This window comes from Streptomyces sp. NPDC013317 (assembly GCF_055563155.1).
In genome coordinates, this window is record NZ_JBVHDX010000011.1 from 221362 (window position 1) to 235888 (window position 14527).

Here is a 14527-nt window from a genome sequence, read left to right on the forward strand (position 1 = left end):
ACGCCCGGCCCGCCTGCGGGCCGCGGACGCCGGGGCTCGGCCGGCCGGACCGCGGCAGCGGCAGCGGCAACGGCAGCGGCGCGGACGACCGCGCGAGGGAGTGGGACGCGGTGCGGTTGCGGTGGCGCGGGGCATCCCCCCGGCCGTGGGACGCCCCGAAGGGGTGGTGGCGGCGGGCCGAGGAGGCGTTCCGCCCTCCTCGGCCGTGGCGGGAGTGCTGGGCGCGGCGCTCCGTTCGGCGGCCTCGGGGCCGGGCACGGGCGACGACCGCACGTGCGGCCGTGCCTCCCGAAGCTCGACCTCCCTGCCCGGCCTCGTGCTCCCGAGCCTGCGGCGACCCGCGGATCCGGGGGGCGGCCCGCGGGTCCGGGGGCGCGGCCCGCGGGTCCGGGGGCGCGGCCCGCGGGTCCGGGGGCGCGGCCCGCGGGTCCGCTACTCCCCTACTTTGCCTGGCTGTTCGGGCGCAGGGTCCAGACGACCGTCATCTCGCCCGTCACGGCGCCGTCCTCGCGGGTGATCGCGATGTGGACCGGGAACTCCGGGCGCTCGCCCGCGTCGAGTTCGGCGACGACCTCGACGGCCGGACGGCCGAGCGTGGCGGTGGCGGTGACGACGCCCATGGCCAGCTTCTTGTAGCCGATCTCGGCGGTGACCGCGAGCGGCACCGCGCGGTTCAGCTGGTCGCCGAAGGCGGCCAGGACGATCGCGCCACTGGCCGACTCGGCCAGGGTGAACATGGCCCCGGCGTGCGGGCCGCCGACGTGGTTGTGGTAGTCGGCCTGGTCCGGAAGGCGGACCACGGCACGCTCGGAAGTGGTCTCCACGAACTCGAGGTTCAGGGTCCTGGCCATGGGAACGGTCGCGGCGAGCATCTCGCCGACGGACATCTGGTCTGCGCTCATGGCGGCGATGTTACCCACGGGTAGCAGAGAAGGCCATCCCCGTCTGCACCACACCCTCACGGGGGCGGGCGTAGCACGCCTCCGGCCACACCTCTATGGTTACTGGCCATGTGGCCAGGACAGCAGCCGCCCGGGGGCGAGCAGAACCCGCAGGACCAGAGTCAGAACCCCTACCAGCAGTCGGGGTACCAGCAGCCCAACCCGTACCAACAGCCCGGCTACCAGCAGCAGCCCGGGTACCCGCAGCAGCCGCCGGCCCAGCCGCCCACGCAGCCGGGTCACCCCCAGCAGCCCGCGCAGCCCGGCTACCAGCAGCCCAACCCGTACCAACAGCCGACCGTCCCGCAGTACGCGGTCCCGGGCGCGCCTCAGGGCGGGCCCGGTGACGGCAAGAAGAAGCAGACGACCCTGATCGCCATCATCGCCGCGACCGCCGTGGTCGTCGTCGCCGGTGTCACCGGGTTCCTGGTCCTCGGCAACGACGACGACAAGAACTCCAAGGCGGGCGGCGACTCGAAGGCGACGGCCTCGGCCTCCGCCTCCGGCGGCTCCGGTGAGCCGTCCACCTCCCCCTCGCTCGACAACCCGCGCGACGACGCCGCGCTGCAGCCGACGATCCCGGGCTGGAAGGTCGTCCACAATCCGAAGTACGGCACGCTGTTCGACGTACCGCCCGACTGGGAGCTCCTGAAGCCCGGCTCCGTCACGTTCTTCGAGGACGAGAAGAAGGGCGACGGCACTCCGGTCGTCACCATGTCCGCCCCCGTGCGCTACAAGAGCAAGTGGTGCACCCTCGACACGAACAAGGACGGCTCCGAGGAGAACTGGGGTCTGAGCAGCGCCGGGACCAAGGGCGGCCAGGGCGCCAAGGACACCGCCGAGGCGGCGTTCAACGAGGCCGGCAACTGGGTGTGGGCCGGTTACGCCCAGCACATGCCCAAGGGGACCATCAAGATCACCAAGGCGGTGCCGTACACCACCACGTCCGGACTCACGGGCCACGTCGCCACGGCGACCGCCCCGGGAATCAAGAAGCGGAACAGTTGCGAGTCGGACGGCAAGTCCCTCGCGTTCTCCTTCAAGAACGCCAAGGGCGACTTCTCGTCCTTCGTGCTCTACGGGGCCGACGGCGTCAAGGACGAGCTGGCGGACGCGACGATCCAGAAGATCCTCGCCACGGTGCGGCTGGCCCCCGAAGCATCCTGACGCGCCGGACGGCGAGCTGACGGGTTATCCGTTTGGCAGGAGGCGGTGGCGCCGGGGATAGTCCCGGAGTGAGTACTGCCGCCGCCTCCCCCCGCACCCCGCGCTCGCGCCGCCCCGAATGGGCCGGCCGCAACTACATCCTGCTGACCGCCGCAGCGATCGTCACCAACCTGGGCACCCACGGCGCCCTGATCGCGGCGGCGTTCGCGGTGATCCAGACCGGCGGCGACGGCGGCGACGTGGGTCTCGTGGCGGCGGCCAGGACACTGCCGCTCGTCCTCTTCCTCCTCATCGGCGGCGCCGTCGCCGACCGCATACCCCGGCACCGCGTGATGGTGGCCGCCAACGCCCTGAACTGCGTCTCGCAGGGTGCCTTCGCCGTCCTCGTCCTCGCCGGCGAGCCGCAGCTGTGGCAGATGATGCTGCTGACCGCGCTGTGCGGAACGGGCCAGGCGTTCTTCAGCCCGGCGGCCGAGGGCATGCTGATGTCCAGCGTCAGCGGCGAGCAGGTCAGCCGCGCCTTCGCGCTCTTCCGGATGGCGATGCACGGCGCCGGCATCGGCGGGGCCGCTCTCGGCGGCGCGATGATCGCCGCCGTCGGCCCCGGCTGGGTCCTCGCCATCGACGCGGCCGCGTTCGCCGCCGCCGGTGCGCTGCGCGCCTTCCTCGACGTCAGCCACATCCGCGAACGCGAGGCGGGCGGGGGACTTCTCGCCGATCTGCGGGAGGGCTGGCAGGAGTTCGTCGGGCGGCCGTGGCTGTGGTCGATCGTGGCCCAGTTCTCCATCGTCGTGGCCCTGGTCGGCGCGGCCGAGTCGGTGTACGGACCGCTGGTCGCCCGGGACGAGCTGGGCGGCGCCAAGCCGTGGGGGCTCGCGCTCGCCGCGTTCGGCGTCGGGACGCTCAGCGGCGCGCTGCTGATGATGCGCTGGAAGCCGCGCCGGATGCTGCTCGTCGGCACCCTGGGCGTCTTCCCGATCGCCCTGCCCTCGGCGGCGCTCGCGGTTCCGCTCGACGTCGTCGGGCTCTCGGCGGCCATGTTCGTCAGCGGGGTCGCCATCGAGGTTTTCGGTGTGGCGTGGATGACGACGCTGCACCAGGAGATCCCCGAGGAGAAACTGTCCCGGGTCGCCGCGTACGACTGGTTCGGGTCGACGGCCATGCTTCCGCTGTCCACCGCTCTGGCGGGCCCGGCGGAGAGCGTCTTCGGGCGGAGTCAGGCGCTGTGGGGTTCAGCGGTCCTGATCGTGGTCGTGACGGCGCTGGTGCTGTTCGTCCCGGACGTGAGGAACCTGACGCGGCGCACGAAGCAGATCGCCTCCGGTCCCGCCGCTCCCCTTCTGCCGGAGCCCTCGCCCACGCCCGCGCCGGAGCCCTCGCCCACGCCCACGCCCGCGCCTGCGCCCGCGAGTGGGTGCGCGGACACGGCCCGCTGACCCGGCACCGGCACGGCCACCGCCCCGGCCGCCGTCACCCCACGCTGAACGCCCCGCCCGGCGGTACGGGAGAGGGCACGGCGTCCGGGTCGCTCACCGGCCGGGCGTCGCCGGTGAAGCGCGTCAGGGTGTCGCCGTACTCCACCCGCGCGGGGAACGCGTCCGCCGCCGCCCGCCGGGCCAGGCGCACCGTGTCGATCTCGCGGTCGGAGGCGACGAGGACGGCGTTGCCGAAACGGCGGCCGCGCAGCACCGCGGGCTCGGCGATCAGCGCCAGTTCGGGGAAGACGGCCGCGAAGGTGGCCAGTTGGGAGCGGAGGAAGGCGAACGGCGCCCCGTCGGCCAGGTTGGCCGCGTAGATCCCGCCCGGCCGCAGCACCCGCCGGGCCTCGCGGGCGTACTCCACGGAGGTCAGGTGCGCGGGGACGCGCGAGCCTCCGAAGACGTCGGCGACGAGCACGTCCGCCGACGCGGCGGGCGCGCCCTCCAGCCAGGCCCGGGCGTCGGCGCCGTGCACGGCGACACCGGAGCCGTCCGGCAGCGGCAGGTGCTCGGTGACCAGGTCGAGCAGGCCCCGGTCGGCCTCGACCACGTCCTGGCGGGAGCCTGGGCGGGTGGACGCGACGTACCGGGGCAGGGTGAGCGCACCGCCGCCGAGGTGCAGGACGGCGAGCGGCTCGCCCTCGTCCGCGGCGCTGTCGAGGACGTGGGCCAGCCGGCGCGCGTACTCGAATTCCAGGTACGCCGGATCGTCCAGGTCGACGTACGACTGCGGAGCGCCCTCGACCGTGAGCAGCCAGGCCCGCTCGCGGTCGACGTCGGGCATGAGCCGGGCGGTGCCGCCGTCGACGTCCCGGATGACGGGTATCTGCTCGTTCACGCTCTCATTGTGCCCACAGACCACGGGCCGCCTCCGCGCGGGCGGGCGGCCCGAGCCCGACCGGCACGGGGCGCCGCGACGCGAGCCCTCCGCCCCAGGGCGCCGGTGGTCCCGTCCGTCCCGCAAGGCGGGGCCCCGCACTCCGTGGGTACGGAATGCGGGGCCCCGCCCGTACGCGTGCGGTCAGTCCACCGTCGTGACCGTGCCCGCGCCGACCGTGCGGCCGCCCTCGCGGATCGCGAAACCGAGGCCGGGCTCCAGCGGTACGTCACGTCCGAGCTCGACGATCATGGTGACCGTGTCGCCCGGCCGCGCGACGGCCTGCTCACCCAGGTCGACGTCGCCGACGACGTCCGCGGTCCGGATGTAGAACTGCGGGCGGTAGCCGGTCGAGACGGGGGTGGTACGACCACCCTCCTTCGCCGACAGGACGTAGACCTGCGCGGTGAACCGCCGGCGCGGCACCACACTGCCGGGCGCCGCCACCACGTGCCCGCGGCGGACCGTGTCGCGTGCGACACCGCGCAGCAGCAGGGCCACGTTGTCACCGGCCTCGGCGGACTCCATGGGCTTGCCGAAGGTCTCCACGCCGGTGACGACCGTCTCCGTCTCCGCGCCGAGCACCTCCACGCGGTCGCCGACCCGCACCGTCCCACGCTCGACCGCGCCGGTGACGACGGTGCCGCGGCCCGTGATGGTGAGCACGTTCTCGACGGACAACAGGAAGGGGGCGTCCACATAGCGCACCGGCATCGGCACGTACGTGTCCACGGCGTCCAGGAGCGCCTCGATCGAGGCGGTCCAACGTGGGTCGCCCTCCAGCGCCTTGAGCCCGGAGACCCGGACGACGGGGACGGCGTCGCCGCCGTAGCCGTGCGCGGACAGCAGCTCCCGCACCTCCAGCTCGACCAGGTCGGTCAGCTCGTCGTCCCCCGCGTCGGCCTTGTTGAGCGCGACGACGATGTGGTCGACGCCGACCTGGCGGGCGAGGAGGACGTGCTCCGCCGTCTGCGGCATGATGCCGTCGAGCGCGGAGACGACGAGGATCGCCCCGTCGAGCTGGGCGGCGCCCGTGACCATGTTCTTGACGTAGTCGGCGTGACCGGGCATGTCGACATGGGCGTAGTGGCGGGTGTCGGTCTCGTACTCGACGTGCGCGATGTTGATGGTGATGCCGCGCTGCGCCTCCTCGGGCGCGCGGTCGATCCGGTCGAAGGGCACGAACGTGCCGGTCCCGCGCTCGCTGAGGACCTTGGTGATGGCGGCGGTCAGAGTGGTCTTGCCATGGTCGACGTGGCCCATGGTGCCGATGTTCAGGTGCGGCTTGGTGCGCACGTACGCCGTCTTGGACATGTTTCGCTCGTTCCTTGAGCTCGAAGCGTGTGAGGGGACCCCGTGGCCTGACCGACCCTCCCCCTGGGGGGTCCGCCGGACGATCCGGGGAGGGTCAGCTTCGGGCGCCGTCGAATGCGGCTGCCGTGCCGGGAACGAGGAGATCGGCAGCCTTCGGCGCGGCCGCGACTGCGGTCCGTGCTGCGAGGAAGGCGTACCGGAACATGCCCACGATCATCCCGGGACGGGCGTCGGACGTCGAACGATTTTCCGCCGAGGGGGAGTTCAGAGGTGCTTGAGCGCCTCGCGCACGGAGAGCGGGGCGAACCTCTCCCGGTTTCCGTCGACGAACGCGCGCACCTCGTCGGGGCCGGTCTTGGCGTACTCGCGCAGGGCCCAGCCGATCGCCTTGCGGAGGAAGAAGTCCGTGTCGGAGGCCCGGCGCAGGCAGTAGGCGAACAGCCGCTCGGTGTCGGTGGCGCCCTTGAACCGGAGTTGGTGGAGCAGCGCGGTCCGCGCGACCCAGAGGTCGTCGTCCTCGATCCACTCGTCCATCCGCGCGGCGAGCCGCGGGTCGGCGGCGACGAGCCCGCCGACGACGTGGGCGGCGAGGTGGTCGACGGTGTCCCACCAGGATTCGGTGGTGACGAGGTGCCGGGCGACGGGCAGGAAGCCGGAGGAGCAGCGCGTGACGTGGCGGCGCAGGTAGTCGACGCCGAAGTAGTGGTACTCGCGCTCCGGGAGGGCGAAGCAGCGCAGCGCGACGGCCGCGCAGTCCGCCTCGTCGGGGCGCGGGGTGCCTTCCAGGACGGTGCGGGAGAGGGCGCGCCGCTCGGGGGTGCGGATGCCGAGGAAGGGGGCGACGCCCTTCATGTACGCCACCATCTCCTGGGCCCGGAACGGGTCACCGGCAGCGGGATAGACCTCGGTGAGACGCCCGAGCACGGTGTCGGCGAGGGCACTGGCGGGGACGGCGGGCGGCTCGGACGTCATACGGCTCACAGTACGGCGGATGACGGACATTACGGCGATCACATGGGTGGTTCGGTTACTCTCCCCGGATGCTCGCCCCCGTCACCCGACCGCCGGGCTCCCTCGCTCTGCGCTGCTCCCGGGCTCTGCTCTCGCCCTGGTCGCGGCTGTCCCTGCTCGCCGCGCTCCTCGTCGGCGCGGCGACGACCGTGGTCCTGTACGAGCCACAGCGGCTGCTCGCGGCCGGCTGGCCGCCGCAGGCGAGCGGCGCGGGCGCGGTGGTGCTGTTCGCTCTGGCGTACGGCGTGTGCACCGCCGCCTTCGTACCGCGACCGATCCTGAACCTTGCGGCGGGCGCGCTGTTCGGTATGCAGGCGGGGCTGGCGGCCGCGCTGGCGGGAACGGTCCTCGGGGCGGGCATCTCGTTCACGCTGGGGCGGTTGCTGGGGCAGGACGCGCTGCGGCAGCTGCTGCGGGGCCGCTGGCTGACGGCCGCGGACGGCCAGTTGAGCCGGCACGGCTTCCGCTCGATGCTGGCGATCCGGCTCTTCCCCGGGGTGCCGTTCGCAGCGGCCAACTACTGCGCGGCGGTCTCCCGGATGGGGTACGCGCCGTTCCTGCTGGCCACCGGGCTCGGATCGATCCCGAACACCGCGGCGTACGTGGTGGCGGGCAGCCAGGCGGGGTCACCGACGTCGCCCGCGTTCCTCGTGTCGATGGGCTTCATCGTCGTGTCCGGCCTGGGCGCGGCGGCCGTTGCCTGGCGCAAGCGCCACGGCCTGGGGGCCAAGGCGACGGCGGTCGCCTCCCCGTCCCCCGCCGCGCCCTCCGGGCCCGCACCTGAGCGCCGGCTGGAGTCGGCGGCTGCCCGGGAGGTCCACTGACGCCGGGTCCGCCGGCCCTCAAGGTCCGCTGACGTCCGCCGAGCCGGAAGGTCCGCCGATCCTCGGAGACGCCCTGCCTCAGAGGGCCTCGACGATCATCGCGTTCGCCAGGCCGCCCGCCTCGCACATCGCCTGGAGGCCGTAGCGCGCTCCCCGTGCGCGCAGGGCGTGGACCAGGGTGGTCGTCAGCCGGGTGCCGCTCGCGCCGAGCGGGTGGCCGAGCGCGATGGCGCCGCCGTGGACGTTGACCCTGGCCGGGTCCGCTCCGGTCTCCTGCTGCCAGGCGAGCACGACGCTGGCGAACGCCTCGTTGATCTCGAAGAGGTCGATCTCCTCCAGGCCGAGCCCGGCCCGACGCAGCACCTTCTCCGTGGCGGGGATGACGCCGGTGAGCATGAGCAGCGGATCGGAACCGGTCACCGCGAAGCCGTGCAGCCGGGCGAGCGGGCGCAGCCCGAGCCGCTCGGCGGTCTCGGCGGCCATGACGAGCACGGCGGAGGCTCCGTCGTTGGTGGGGCTGCTGTTGCCGGCCGTCACCGACCAGTCGATCTGCGGGAAGCGCTCGGCGAATCCGGGGTCCTCGAAGGCGGGCCGGAGCCCCGCGAGGATCTCGGTCGTCGTCGCGGGCCGCACCGACTCGTCCCGTCGGACCTCTCCGTACGGGACGACCTCCGCGTCGAAGAGCCCGGCCTCCCAGCTCCGCGCGGCCTTGGCGTGCGAGGCGGCGGCGAACTCGTCCATCGCCTCGCGCCCGAGGGACCACTTCGCGGCGATCAGCTCCGCGCTGATGCCCTGCGGCACGAGGCCCTCGGGGTAGCGCGCGGCGACGCCCGGTCCGAAGGGGTCGGCCCCGGGCGGCACGTTCGACCACATCGGAACCCGGCTCATCGACTCGACCCCGCAGGCGACGGCGATGTCGTACGCCCCCGAGAGCACGCCCTGGGCCGCGAAGTGCACCGCTTGCTGGGATGAGCCGCACTGGCGGTCGACGGTGGTGGCGGGCACGGACTCGGGGAAGCCGGCGCCGAGCCAGGCGTACCGGGTGGTGTTCATGGCCTGTTCGCCGACCTGGTCCACCGTTCCGCCGATGACGTCGTCGACGAGCGCGGGGTCGATGCCGCTGCGGTCGATCAGCGCCTTGAGGGTGTGGGAGAGCAGGGCGACGGGGTGGACCTCGGAGAGGGCGCCGTTGGCCTTCCCCCTGCCTATGGGCGTACGGACGGCTTCGACGATGACGGCGTCGCGCATGATGACGGCTCCTCGCTCACCTGGTGAGTTGGAAAACTGGACCTACACCTGCCAGTAACATAGCCCAGTCGGTTTGATTTTCAAACCAACCGATGCCCGCTCCCTTAGGCTGGGCGCATGAAGGCCGCTCCCCGCCCCTGTTCGATCGCCGACACCCTCGCCCTCGTCGGTGAGAAGTACGCGCTGCTGGTGATGCGTGAGATCTCGCTCGGCGTCCACCGCTTCGACCGCATCGCGCGGAACACGGGCGCGCCCCGCGACATCCTCACCGCGCGCCTCAAGCGGCTCGTGGAGGCGGGGATCCTGGAGAAGGTGCCGTACAGCGAGCGCCCGGCGCGCTTCGAGTACCGCGCCACCCTCGCCGGGAAGGAGCTGCAGCCCGTCCTGCTGACGCTGATGGCCTGGGGCGATCGCCATCTGAACGGTGAGGACCGCCCGGTGCTCCTGGAGCACAGCTGCGGCGAGGTGCTCAGCCCGCGCGTCGTCTGCGCCTGCTGCGGTGGCGAGGCCGACCCCGCCAGCCTGACCCACCACGTGCGGTCACCCGGCTGGACGACCAAGGGCCCTGTGGAGACCTGAGATCAAGGGCTTCACCCAGGGACGGTACGCTGCGCAACGACCGGCGGTCGATCTCCGATCCGACCGCCTCTTCTGACCGCACGAGCACATTCGGGACGGCCCTAGCCCCATGAGTTGGTTCGAATCATTCATCCTCGGACTCGTCCAGGGGCTGACGGAGTTCCTTCCCATCTCCTCCAGCGCGCACCTCCGCCTCACCGCCGCGTTCGCCGGCTGGGAGGACCCGGGAGCGGCCTTCACCGCGATCACGCAGATCGGCACGGAGACCGCGGTCCTGATCTACTTCCGCAAGGACATCGCCCGGATCGTCTCGGCGTGGTTCCGCTCGCTCCGCGACAAGTCGATGCGCGGCGACCACGACGCGCAGATGGGCTGGCTCGTCATCGTCGGCTCGATCCCGATCGGCGTGCTCGGTGTGACGCTGAAGGACCACATCGAGGGCCCGTTCCGCGATCTGCGGCTGATCGCCACGACGCTCATCGTGATGGGCATCGTCCTCGGCGTCGCGGACCGGCTCGCCGCCCGCGACGAGGCCGGCGGCCGGCACCGCGCGGCCCGCGAGCGCAAGACGCTCAAGGACCTCGGTGTACGGGACGGCCTGATCTACGGCATCTGCCAGGCGATGGCCCTGATCCCCGGCGTCTCCCGCTCGGGCGCGACGATCTCCGGCGGTCTGCTGATGGGCTACACCCGCGAGGCGGCGGCCCGCTACTCGTTCCTGCTCGCCATCCCCGCCGTGCTGGCCTCGGGTGTCTTCGAGCTGAAGGACGCCACCGAGGGCGGCCATGTGTCCTGGGGCCCGACGATCTTCGCGACGATCATCGCGTTCGCCGTCGGTTACGCCGTCATCGCCTGGTTCATGAAGTTCATCACGACCAAGAGCTTCATGCCGTTCGTGATCTACCGGATCGCCCTGGGCATCCTGCTCTTCATCCTGGTCGGCACGGACACGCTGAGCCCGCACGCGGGCGAGTCCGGCAGCTGACCCGGCCGGCGCCGGTGGGCTCGGGCCGGCGCCGCCGGCCGGGGCAAGGTCGACTCCGCCGGGACCGGGTCTCCGCCGGGCGATCTTCGGGGGCGCGTCGCACCCTGGAACCATGGCCTGGCAACCCCCCATCGTCGTGCACCGCCCGTCCCCCGACGGCGGGCGGCGCGTCACCGTCCGCGGCCAGATCGTGGGCCTGGCGCACAACGACACCGACCTCGTCGAGTTCCTGCGCCGAGCGGGGCTCGAGGACGCCGACATGATCCTCGACGATCCGCACCTGGTGGAGTGGCGCGGCGGCCGCCCGCACCGCTGGGAGGCCGCCTGAGCCGCGTGACGCGTCAGACCTCGGGGTCGTACGGGACCCGGGCGATCTCACGGATGCCGCCCAGGGTCCCCCACTCGTTCCGGCCGAGCCGGGTCAGCGGGCGCATCAGCGTGATGTCGGGGTGGCCGTCCACCATCACGGACTCGTCCACCGCCGCGTGCACCACCCGCCCGAAGACGACGGTCGAGTCCCCGATCCGCAGTGTGCTGTGCAGCTCGCACTCCAGCGCGACCGGTGAGGACGCCACCCGGGGCGGCTTGATCCGCAGGCTCGGCTCGCGCTCCACCCCGCAGGCGTCGAACTCGCTCACGCCGCGCGGGAAGTCCGTCGCCGTGGCGTTGATCTGCTCGAAGAGCGGCTCCGGGGACAGGTTCACGACGAACGCGCCCGTGTCCTCGATGTTCCGCAGCGAGTCCTTCCGGCCCACCGAGGTGAACTGCACCACCGGGGGCGTGACCGAGGAGATCGTGAAGAAGGAGTGCGGTGCGAGGTTGTCGGTCCCGTCGGCCGACGTCGTGGAGATCCAGGCGATGGGCCGGGGCACGACGGTGGCGGTGAGCAGCCGGTAGAAACTGTTCCGGTCACTGCGGTCGGGATCGAAGTCGATACGCATGCCGAGAAGTATGACCGGTATCCGACCACACCTCCGACGCACGGCTCTTGGCGCCCCGCCTCCGCTGCCCGACACTGAAGCGATGACGCAGCGCGTGGACCTCGCGACCGTGATGGACCGGATGGCCATCGACGACCTCGTCACCGGGTACGCGGTGGCCGTGGACGACTCCGACTGGGCGGGCTACCGGGCGCTGTTCACCCGCGACGGCCGGGCCGACTACCGCGGCTCCGGCGGGGTCGAGGGCCCCGCGACAGAGGTCGCCGACTGGCTCGCGGAGACGATGCGGCTCTTCCCGGTGCGCCAGCACCTCATCGTGAACCGCCGGGTACGGATCCAGGACCTCGGCGGCTACCCGGGCGACAGCGCGGACGTCCGCGCCGACTACGTGAACCCGATGCGCTTCGAGTCGGGCGAGGACTTCGTCTGCGGCGGCCGGTACACGTTCACGCTGGCCCGGACGGACGGCGGCTGGCGGCTGCGCTCCGTGGTCGTCGAGGAGAGGTGGCGCCGCCTCTGACGGCCGTAGGCGGTTGGCACGCGCTCGTAGGGCGCCGTACGGCCTGACCGTCGTACGGCCGTAGGGGTCGTCCGGTCGTGGCGCCCGTGGGGCCGCGGCGGTCGTACGGCGCACACTGGAGGCGACACCTGGAGGCGACGCCGCATGCGGAATCCGTTCGGCCGTCGCGACAGCGCGGCCGCGCCCGGCAGCGGCGCACGCACCCGCACCGGTCCGCTCCCGGTGCCCGTGACGTCGCATGGCGCCGCCCGCGCCGTGCTCGCGGTCGTCGCCGGTGCCCTGCCGGCGCTGGCGTTCCCGGAGGCGGGGCTGTGGTGGCTCGCCTATGTCGCGCTCGTCCCCTGGCTGCTGCTGCTCCGCACCGCGTCCACCGCGCGCCGGGCGGCCCTCGAGGGCTGGCTGGGCGGCGTCGGGTTCGTGCTCGCCGTGCACCAGTGGCTGATGCCGAGTCTGCACGTCTTCATCCTCGTCATCGCCGCGCTGCTCGGTCTGCTGTGGCTGCCGTGGGGATGGCTTGTGCGCGCGATGCTCGGAGACGGTCCTTCCGGCCTGCGTGCCGCCGCCGCGATCCTCGTCGTCCCCTCCGGCTGGCTGCTCATCGAACTCGCCCGGTCCTGGGAGGGCTTGGGCGGGCCCTGGGGGCTCCTCGGCGCCAGTCAGTGGCAGGTCGAACCGGCGCTGCGCCTCGCCTCCGTCGGCGGCGTCTGGCTGGTCTCGCTGCTCGTGGTGGCGGTCAACACCGCTGTGGCCCTGCTCGTGGTGTCGACGGCTGCCGTGCGCCTCACGGGCCTGGTAGCCCTTGTGGTGTGCGCCCTCACCGTGGGCGTGGTCTGGTGGGGCGTCACACCACCGCGCGAGCAGGGCACGGCGCGGATCGCCGTCGTCCAGCCGGGGATGTACGACGGGCCGGCCGGCGCCGAGGAACGGTTCGCCCGGGGTGAGGAGCTCACCAGGGAGCTCGCCGGCCAGGATCTCGATCTGGTCGTCTGGGGCGAGAGCAGCGTCGGCGCCGACCTGACCGCGCGCACCGATCTCGCGGCCCGGCTGTCCGCCCTGTCGCGTGCCGTGGACGCGCCGATCCTCGTCAATGTGGACGCCCGCCGCGCCGACCGGCCGGGCATCTTCAAGAGCAGTGTTCTGATAGGGCCGCAGGGGCCGACGGGCGACCGGTACGACAAGATGCGGCTCGTGCCGTTCGGCGAGTACATCCCGGCGCGACCGGTGCTCGGCTGGGTGACCTCGGTCGGCAAGGCGGCGGGCGAGGACCGGCGGCGCGGGACGGAGCCGGTGGTGATGACCCTGCCGGCCGAGGACGGCCGGCCGCCGCTGCGGATCGGCCCGCTGGTCTGCTTCGAGTCGGCGTTCCCCGACATGAGCCGCCGGCTGACCCGCGACGGCGCCGACGTGCTCGTCGCCCAGTCGGCGACGTCGACCTTCCAGGACAGCTGGGCGCCCGCGCAGCACGCCTCGCTGGGGGCGCTGCGCGCGGCGGAGTCCGGGCGGGCCGTGGTGCACGCGACGCTGACCGGTGTCAGCGCCGTGTACGCGCCGGACGGCAGCCGGGTCGGCAGGCCCCTGGGCACCGACCGGAGCGCGGCCGCCGTCTACGACGTACCGCTGGCGCGGGGGACGACGGGGTACGTCCGGTACGGCGACTGGGTGTTGTACGGCGCCCTCAGCGTTCTGGCCGCGCTCTGCGCCGCCGAGGGCATGGGGGCCCTCAGGAGGCCTGCGTCAGAGCTTCGCGCACCACGCGCTCGCACAGCTCGTGGGTGGCGAGGGCGTCGCGAGCGCTGAGCGTCGTCCCGTCCCGTACCGCGTCGAGGAACGCCAGGACGGCCTGCTCGATGCCGCGCTGACGGGCCACCGGCACCCAGTCGCCGCGCCGGCGGGTCGTCGGCTGCCCCTTGTGGTCGACGATGTCCGCGAGGTTGAGGATCTGGCGCTTGGTGTCCTGGCCCGAGACCTCCAGGATCTCCTCGGTGGAGCCGTTCATCCGGTTCATCATGCCGATGGCGGTGAAGCCGTCCCCGGAGAGCTGGAGCACGACGTGGTGCATGAGCCCGTCCTTGATCCGGGCGCGTACGTCGGTGTGCTCGACGTCTCCCGGCAGGAGGAAGCGCAGGGTGTCGACGACGTGGATGAAGTCGTCGAGGACGAGGGTGCGCGGGTCCTCGGGCATGCCGACGCGGTTCTTCTGCATGAGGATCAGCTCGCGCGGGTGGTCCAGGCACTGCGCGTAGCCGGGGGCGAGCCTGCGGTTGAACCCGACGGCCAGGCTCACCCGGCGCGCCTCGGCGAGCTCCACGAGCCGTTCGGAGTCGGCGTACTCGTACGCCAGCGGCTTGTCGACGTACGTCGGTACGCCGGCCTGGAGGAGCCGGGCGGTGATCTCGGGGTGCGCGTCCGTCGGCGCGTGCACGAACGCCGCGTCCAGCCCGGCGGCGAGCAGCGAGTCGAGGTCGCCGTGGCGCTGGTTCCCGGGCACGCGGTGGATCTCGGCGACCCGGTCCAGGGTGGTCTTCGTCCGTGTCTGGAGGTGGAGTTCGACCCCGGGGAGGGCGGCGAGGACGGGGAGATATGCCTTCTGAGCGATGTCGCCGAGTCCGATGCAGCCGACCTTCACGGGGTCTCCCTAGCGC

The 14527-nt window shown here is 72.8% G+C and carries 15 protein-coding genes; 8 read left to right on the forward strand and 7 right to left on the reverse strand.

The window, feature by feature from the left end:
• Nucleotides 1-440: 440 nt before the first annotated feature.
• Nucleotides 441-902 (reverse strand): DUF4442 domain-containing protein, encoded by a 462-nt coding sequence (locus tag ACZ3IJ_RS26960; RefSeq protein WP_467472253.1) that lies wholly within the window; start codon nt 900-902, stop codon nt 441-443.
• A 108-nt stretch (nt 903-1010) separates the two neighbouring features.
• Between ACZ3IJ_RS26960 and ACZ3IJ_RS26965 the strand changes: the two genes are divergently transcribed.
• Together ACZ3IJ_RS26965 and ACZ3IJ_RS26970 are read left to right on the forward strand one after the other, a co-directional pair.
• The gene (locus tag ACZ3IJ_RS26965; protein ID WP_467472254.1) at nt 1011-2108 is read left to right on the forward strand and encodes a DUF8017 domain-containing protein; all 1098 of its coding nucleotides are present in this window, start codon (nt 1011-1013) and stop codon (nt 2106-2108) included.
• A gap of 68 nt (nt 2109-2176) precedes the next feature.
• A complete protein-coding gene (locus ACZ3IJ_RS26970) occupies nt 2177-3544 on the forward strand; it encodes an MFS transporter (RefSeq protein ID WP_467472256.1) in 1368 nt (455 codons plus the stop codon).
• Nucleotides 3545-3578: 34 nt separating this feature from the next.
• Here ACZ3IJ_RS26970 and ACZ3IJ_RS26975 read toward each other — a convergent pair whose 3' ends face one another.
• From ACZ3IJ_RS26975 to ACZ3IJ_RS26985, 3 genes are all read right to left on the reverse strand, one after another.
• A complete protein-coding gene (locus ACZ3IJ_RS26975) occupies nt 3579-4424 on the reverse strand; it encodes a spermidine synthase (protein WP_467472258.1) in 846 nt (281 codons plus the stop codon).
• 183 nt (nt 4425-4607) lie between these two features.
• Entirely contained in the window at nt 4608-5777 is a 1170-nt protein-coding gene (gene tuf, locus ACZ3IJ_RS26980) for an elongation factor Tu (protein WP_467472259.1), read from the reverse strand.
• Nucleotides 5778-6041: 264 nt separating this feature from the next.
• Complete coding sequence (locus ACZ3IJ_RS26985; protein ID WP_467472261.1) at nt 6042-6749, reverse strand: DNA alkylation repair protein; 708 nt, start codon at nt 6747-6749, stop codon at nt 6042-6044.
• A 68-nt stretch (nt 6750-6817) separates the two neighbouring features.
• Here ACZ3IJ_RS26985 and ACZ3IJ_RS26990 point away from each other — a divergent pair, with 68 nt between their 5' ends.
• Nucleotides 6818-7612, forward strand: coding sequence for a TVP38/TMEM64 family protein (locus ACZ3IJ_RS26990; protein WP_467472263.1), 795 nt, complete (start codon nt 6818-6820; stop codon nt 7610-7612).
• A 78-nt stretch (nt 7613-7690) separates the two neighbouring features.
• On the opposite strand, the gene ACZ3IJ_RS26995 is transcribed toward ACZ3IJ_RS26990, so the two are convergent.
• A complete protein-coding gene (locus ACZ3IJ_RS26995; RefSeq protein WP_467472264.1) occupies nt 7691-8860 on the reverse strand; it encodes a thiolase family protein in 1170 nt (389 codons plus the stop codon).
• Nucleotides 8861-8977: 117 nt separating this feature from the next.
• Here ACZ3IJ_RS26995 and ACZ3IJ_RS27000 point away from each other — a divergent pair, with 117 nt between their 5' ends.
• From ACZ3IJ_RS27000 to ACZ3IJ_RS27010, 3 genes are all read left to right on the forward strand, one after another.
• Complete coding sequence (locus tag ACZ3IJ_RS27000) at nt 8978-9439, forward strand: winged helix-turn-helix transcriptional regulator (protein WP_467472265.1); 462 nt, start codon at nt 8978-8980, stop codon at nt 9437-9439.
• 109 nt (nt 9440-9548) lie between these two features.
• Complete coding sequence (locus ACZ3IJ_RS27005; RefSeq protein WP_385852935.1) at nt 9549-10424, forward strand: undecaprenyl-diphosphate phosphatase; 876 nt, start codon at nt 9549-9551, stop codon at nt 10422-10424.
• Nucleotides 10425-10536: 112 nt separating this feature from the next.
• The gene (locus ACZ3IJ_RS27010) at nt 10537-10752 is read left to right on the forward strand and encodes a hypothetical protein (RefSeq protein ID WP_260227218.1); all 216 of its coding nucleotides are present in this window, start codon (nt 10537-10539) and stop codon (nt 10750-10752) included.
• Between the two features lie 13 nt (nt 10753-10765).
• Here the strand turns inward: ACZ3IJ_RS27010 and ACZ3IJ_RS27015 are convergent, their stop codons facing one another.
• On the reverse strand, nt 10766-11365 hold the full coding sequence (locus ACZ3IJ_RS27015; RefSeq protein ID WP_467472267.1) for a flavin reductase family protein: 600 nt from the start codon (nt 11363-11365) through the stop codon (nt 10766-10768).
• Between the two features lie 82 nt (nt 11366-11447).
• On the opposite strand from ACZ3IJ_RS27015, the gene ACZ3IJ_RS27020 reads away from it, so the two are divergent.
• The gene (locus ACZ3IJ_RS27020; RefSeq protein ID WP_467472268.1) at nt 11448-11885 is read left to right on the forward strand and encodes a nuclear transport factor 2 family protein; all 438 of its coding nucleotides are present in this window, start codon (nt 11448-11450) and stop codon (nt 11883-11885) included.
• A gap of 144 nt (nt 11886-12029) precedes the next feature.
• Entirely contained in the window at nt 12030-13682 is a 1653-nt protein-coding gene (lnt, locus tag ACZ3IJ_RS27025) for an apolipoprotein N-acyltransferase (protein ID WP_467472270.1), read from the forward strand.
• On the opposite strand, the gene ACZ3IJ_RS27030 is transcribed toward lnt, so the two are convergent.
• Nucleotides 13606-14511, reverse strand: coding sequence for a Gfo/Idh/MocA family protein (locus ACZ3IJ_RS27030; RefSeq protein ID WP_467472271.1), 906 nt, complete (start codon nt 14509-14511; stop codon nt 13606-13608). The two genes, lnt and ACZ3IJ_RS27030, sit on opposite strands and share 77 nt — an antisense overlap.
• Nucleotides 14512-14527: the final 16 nt, after the last annotated feature.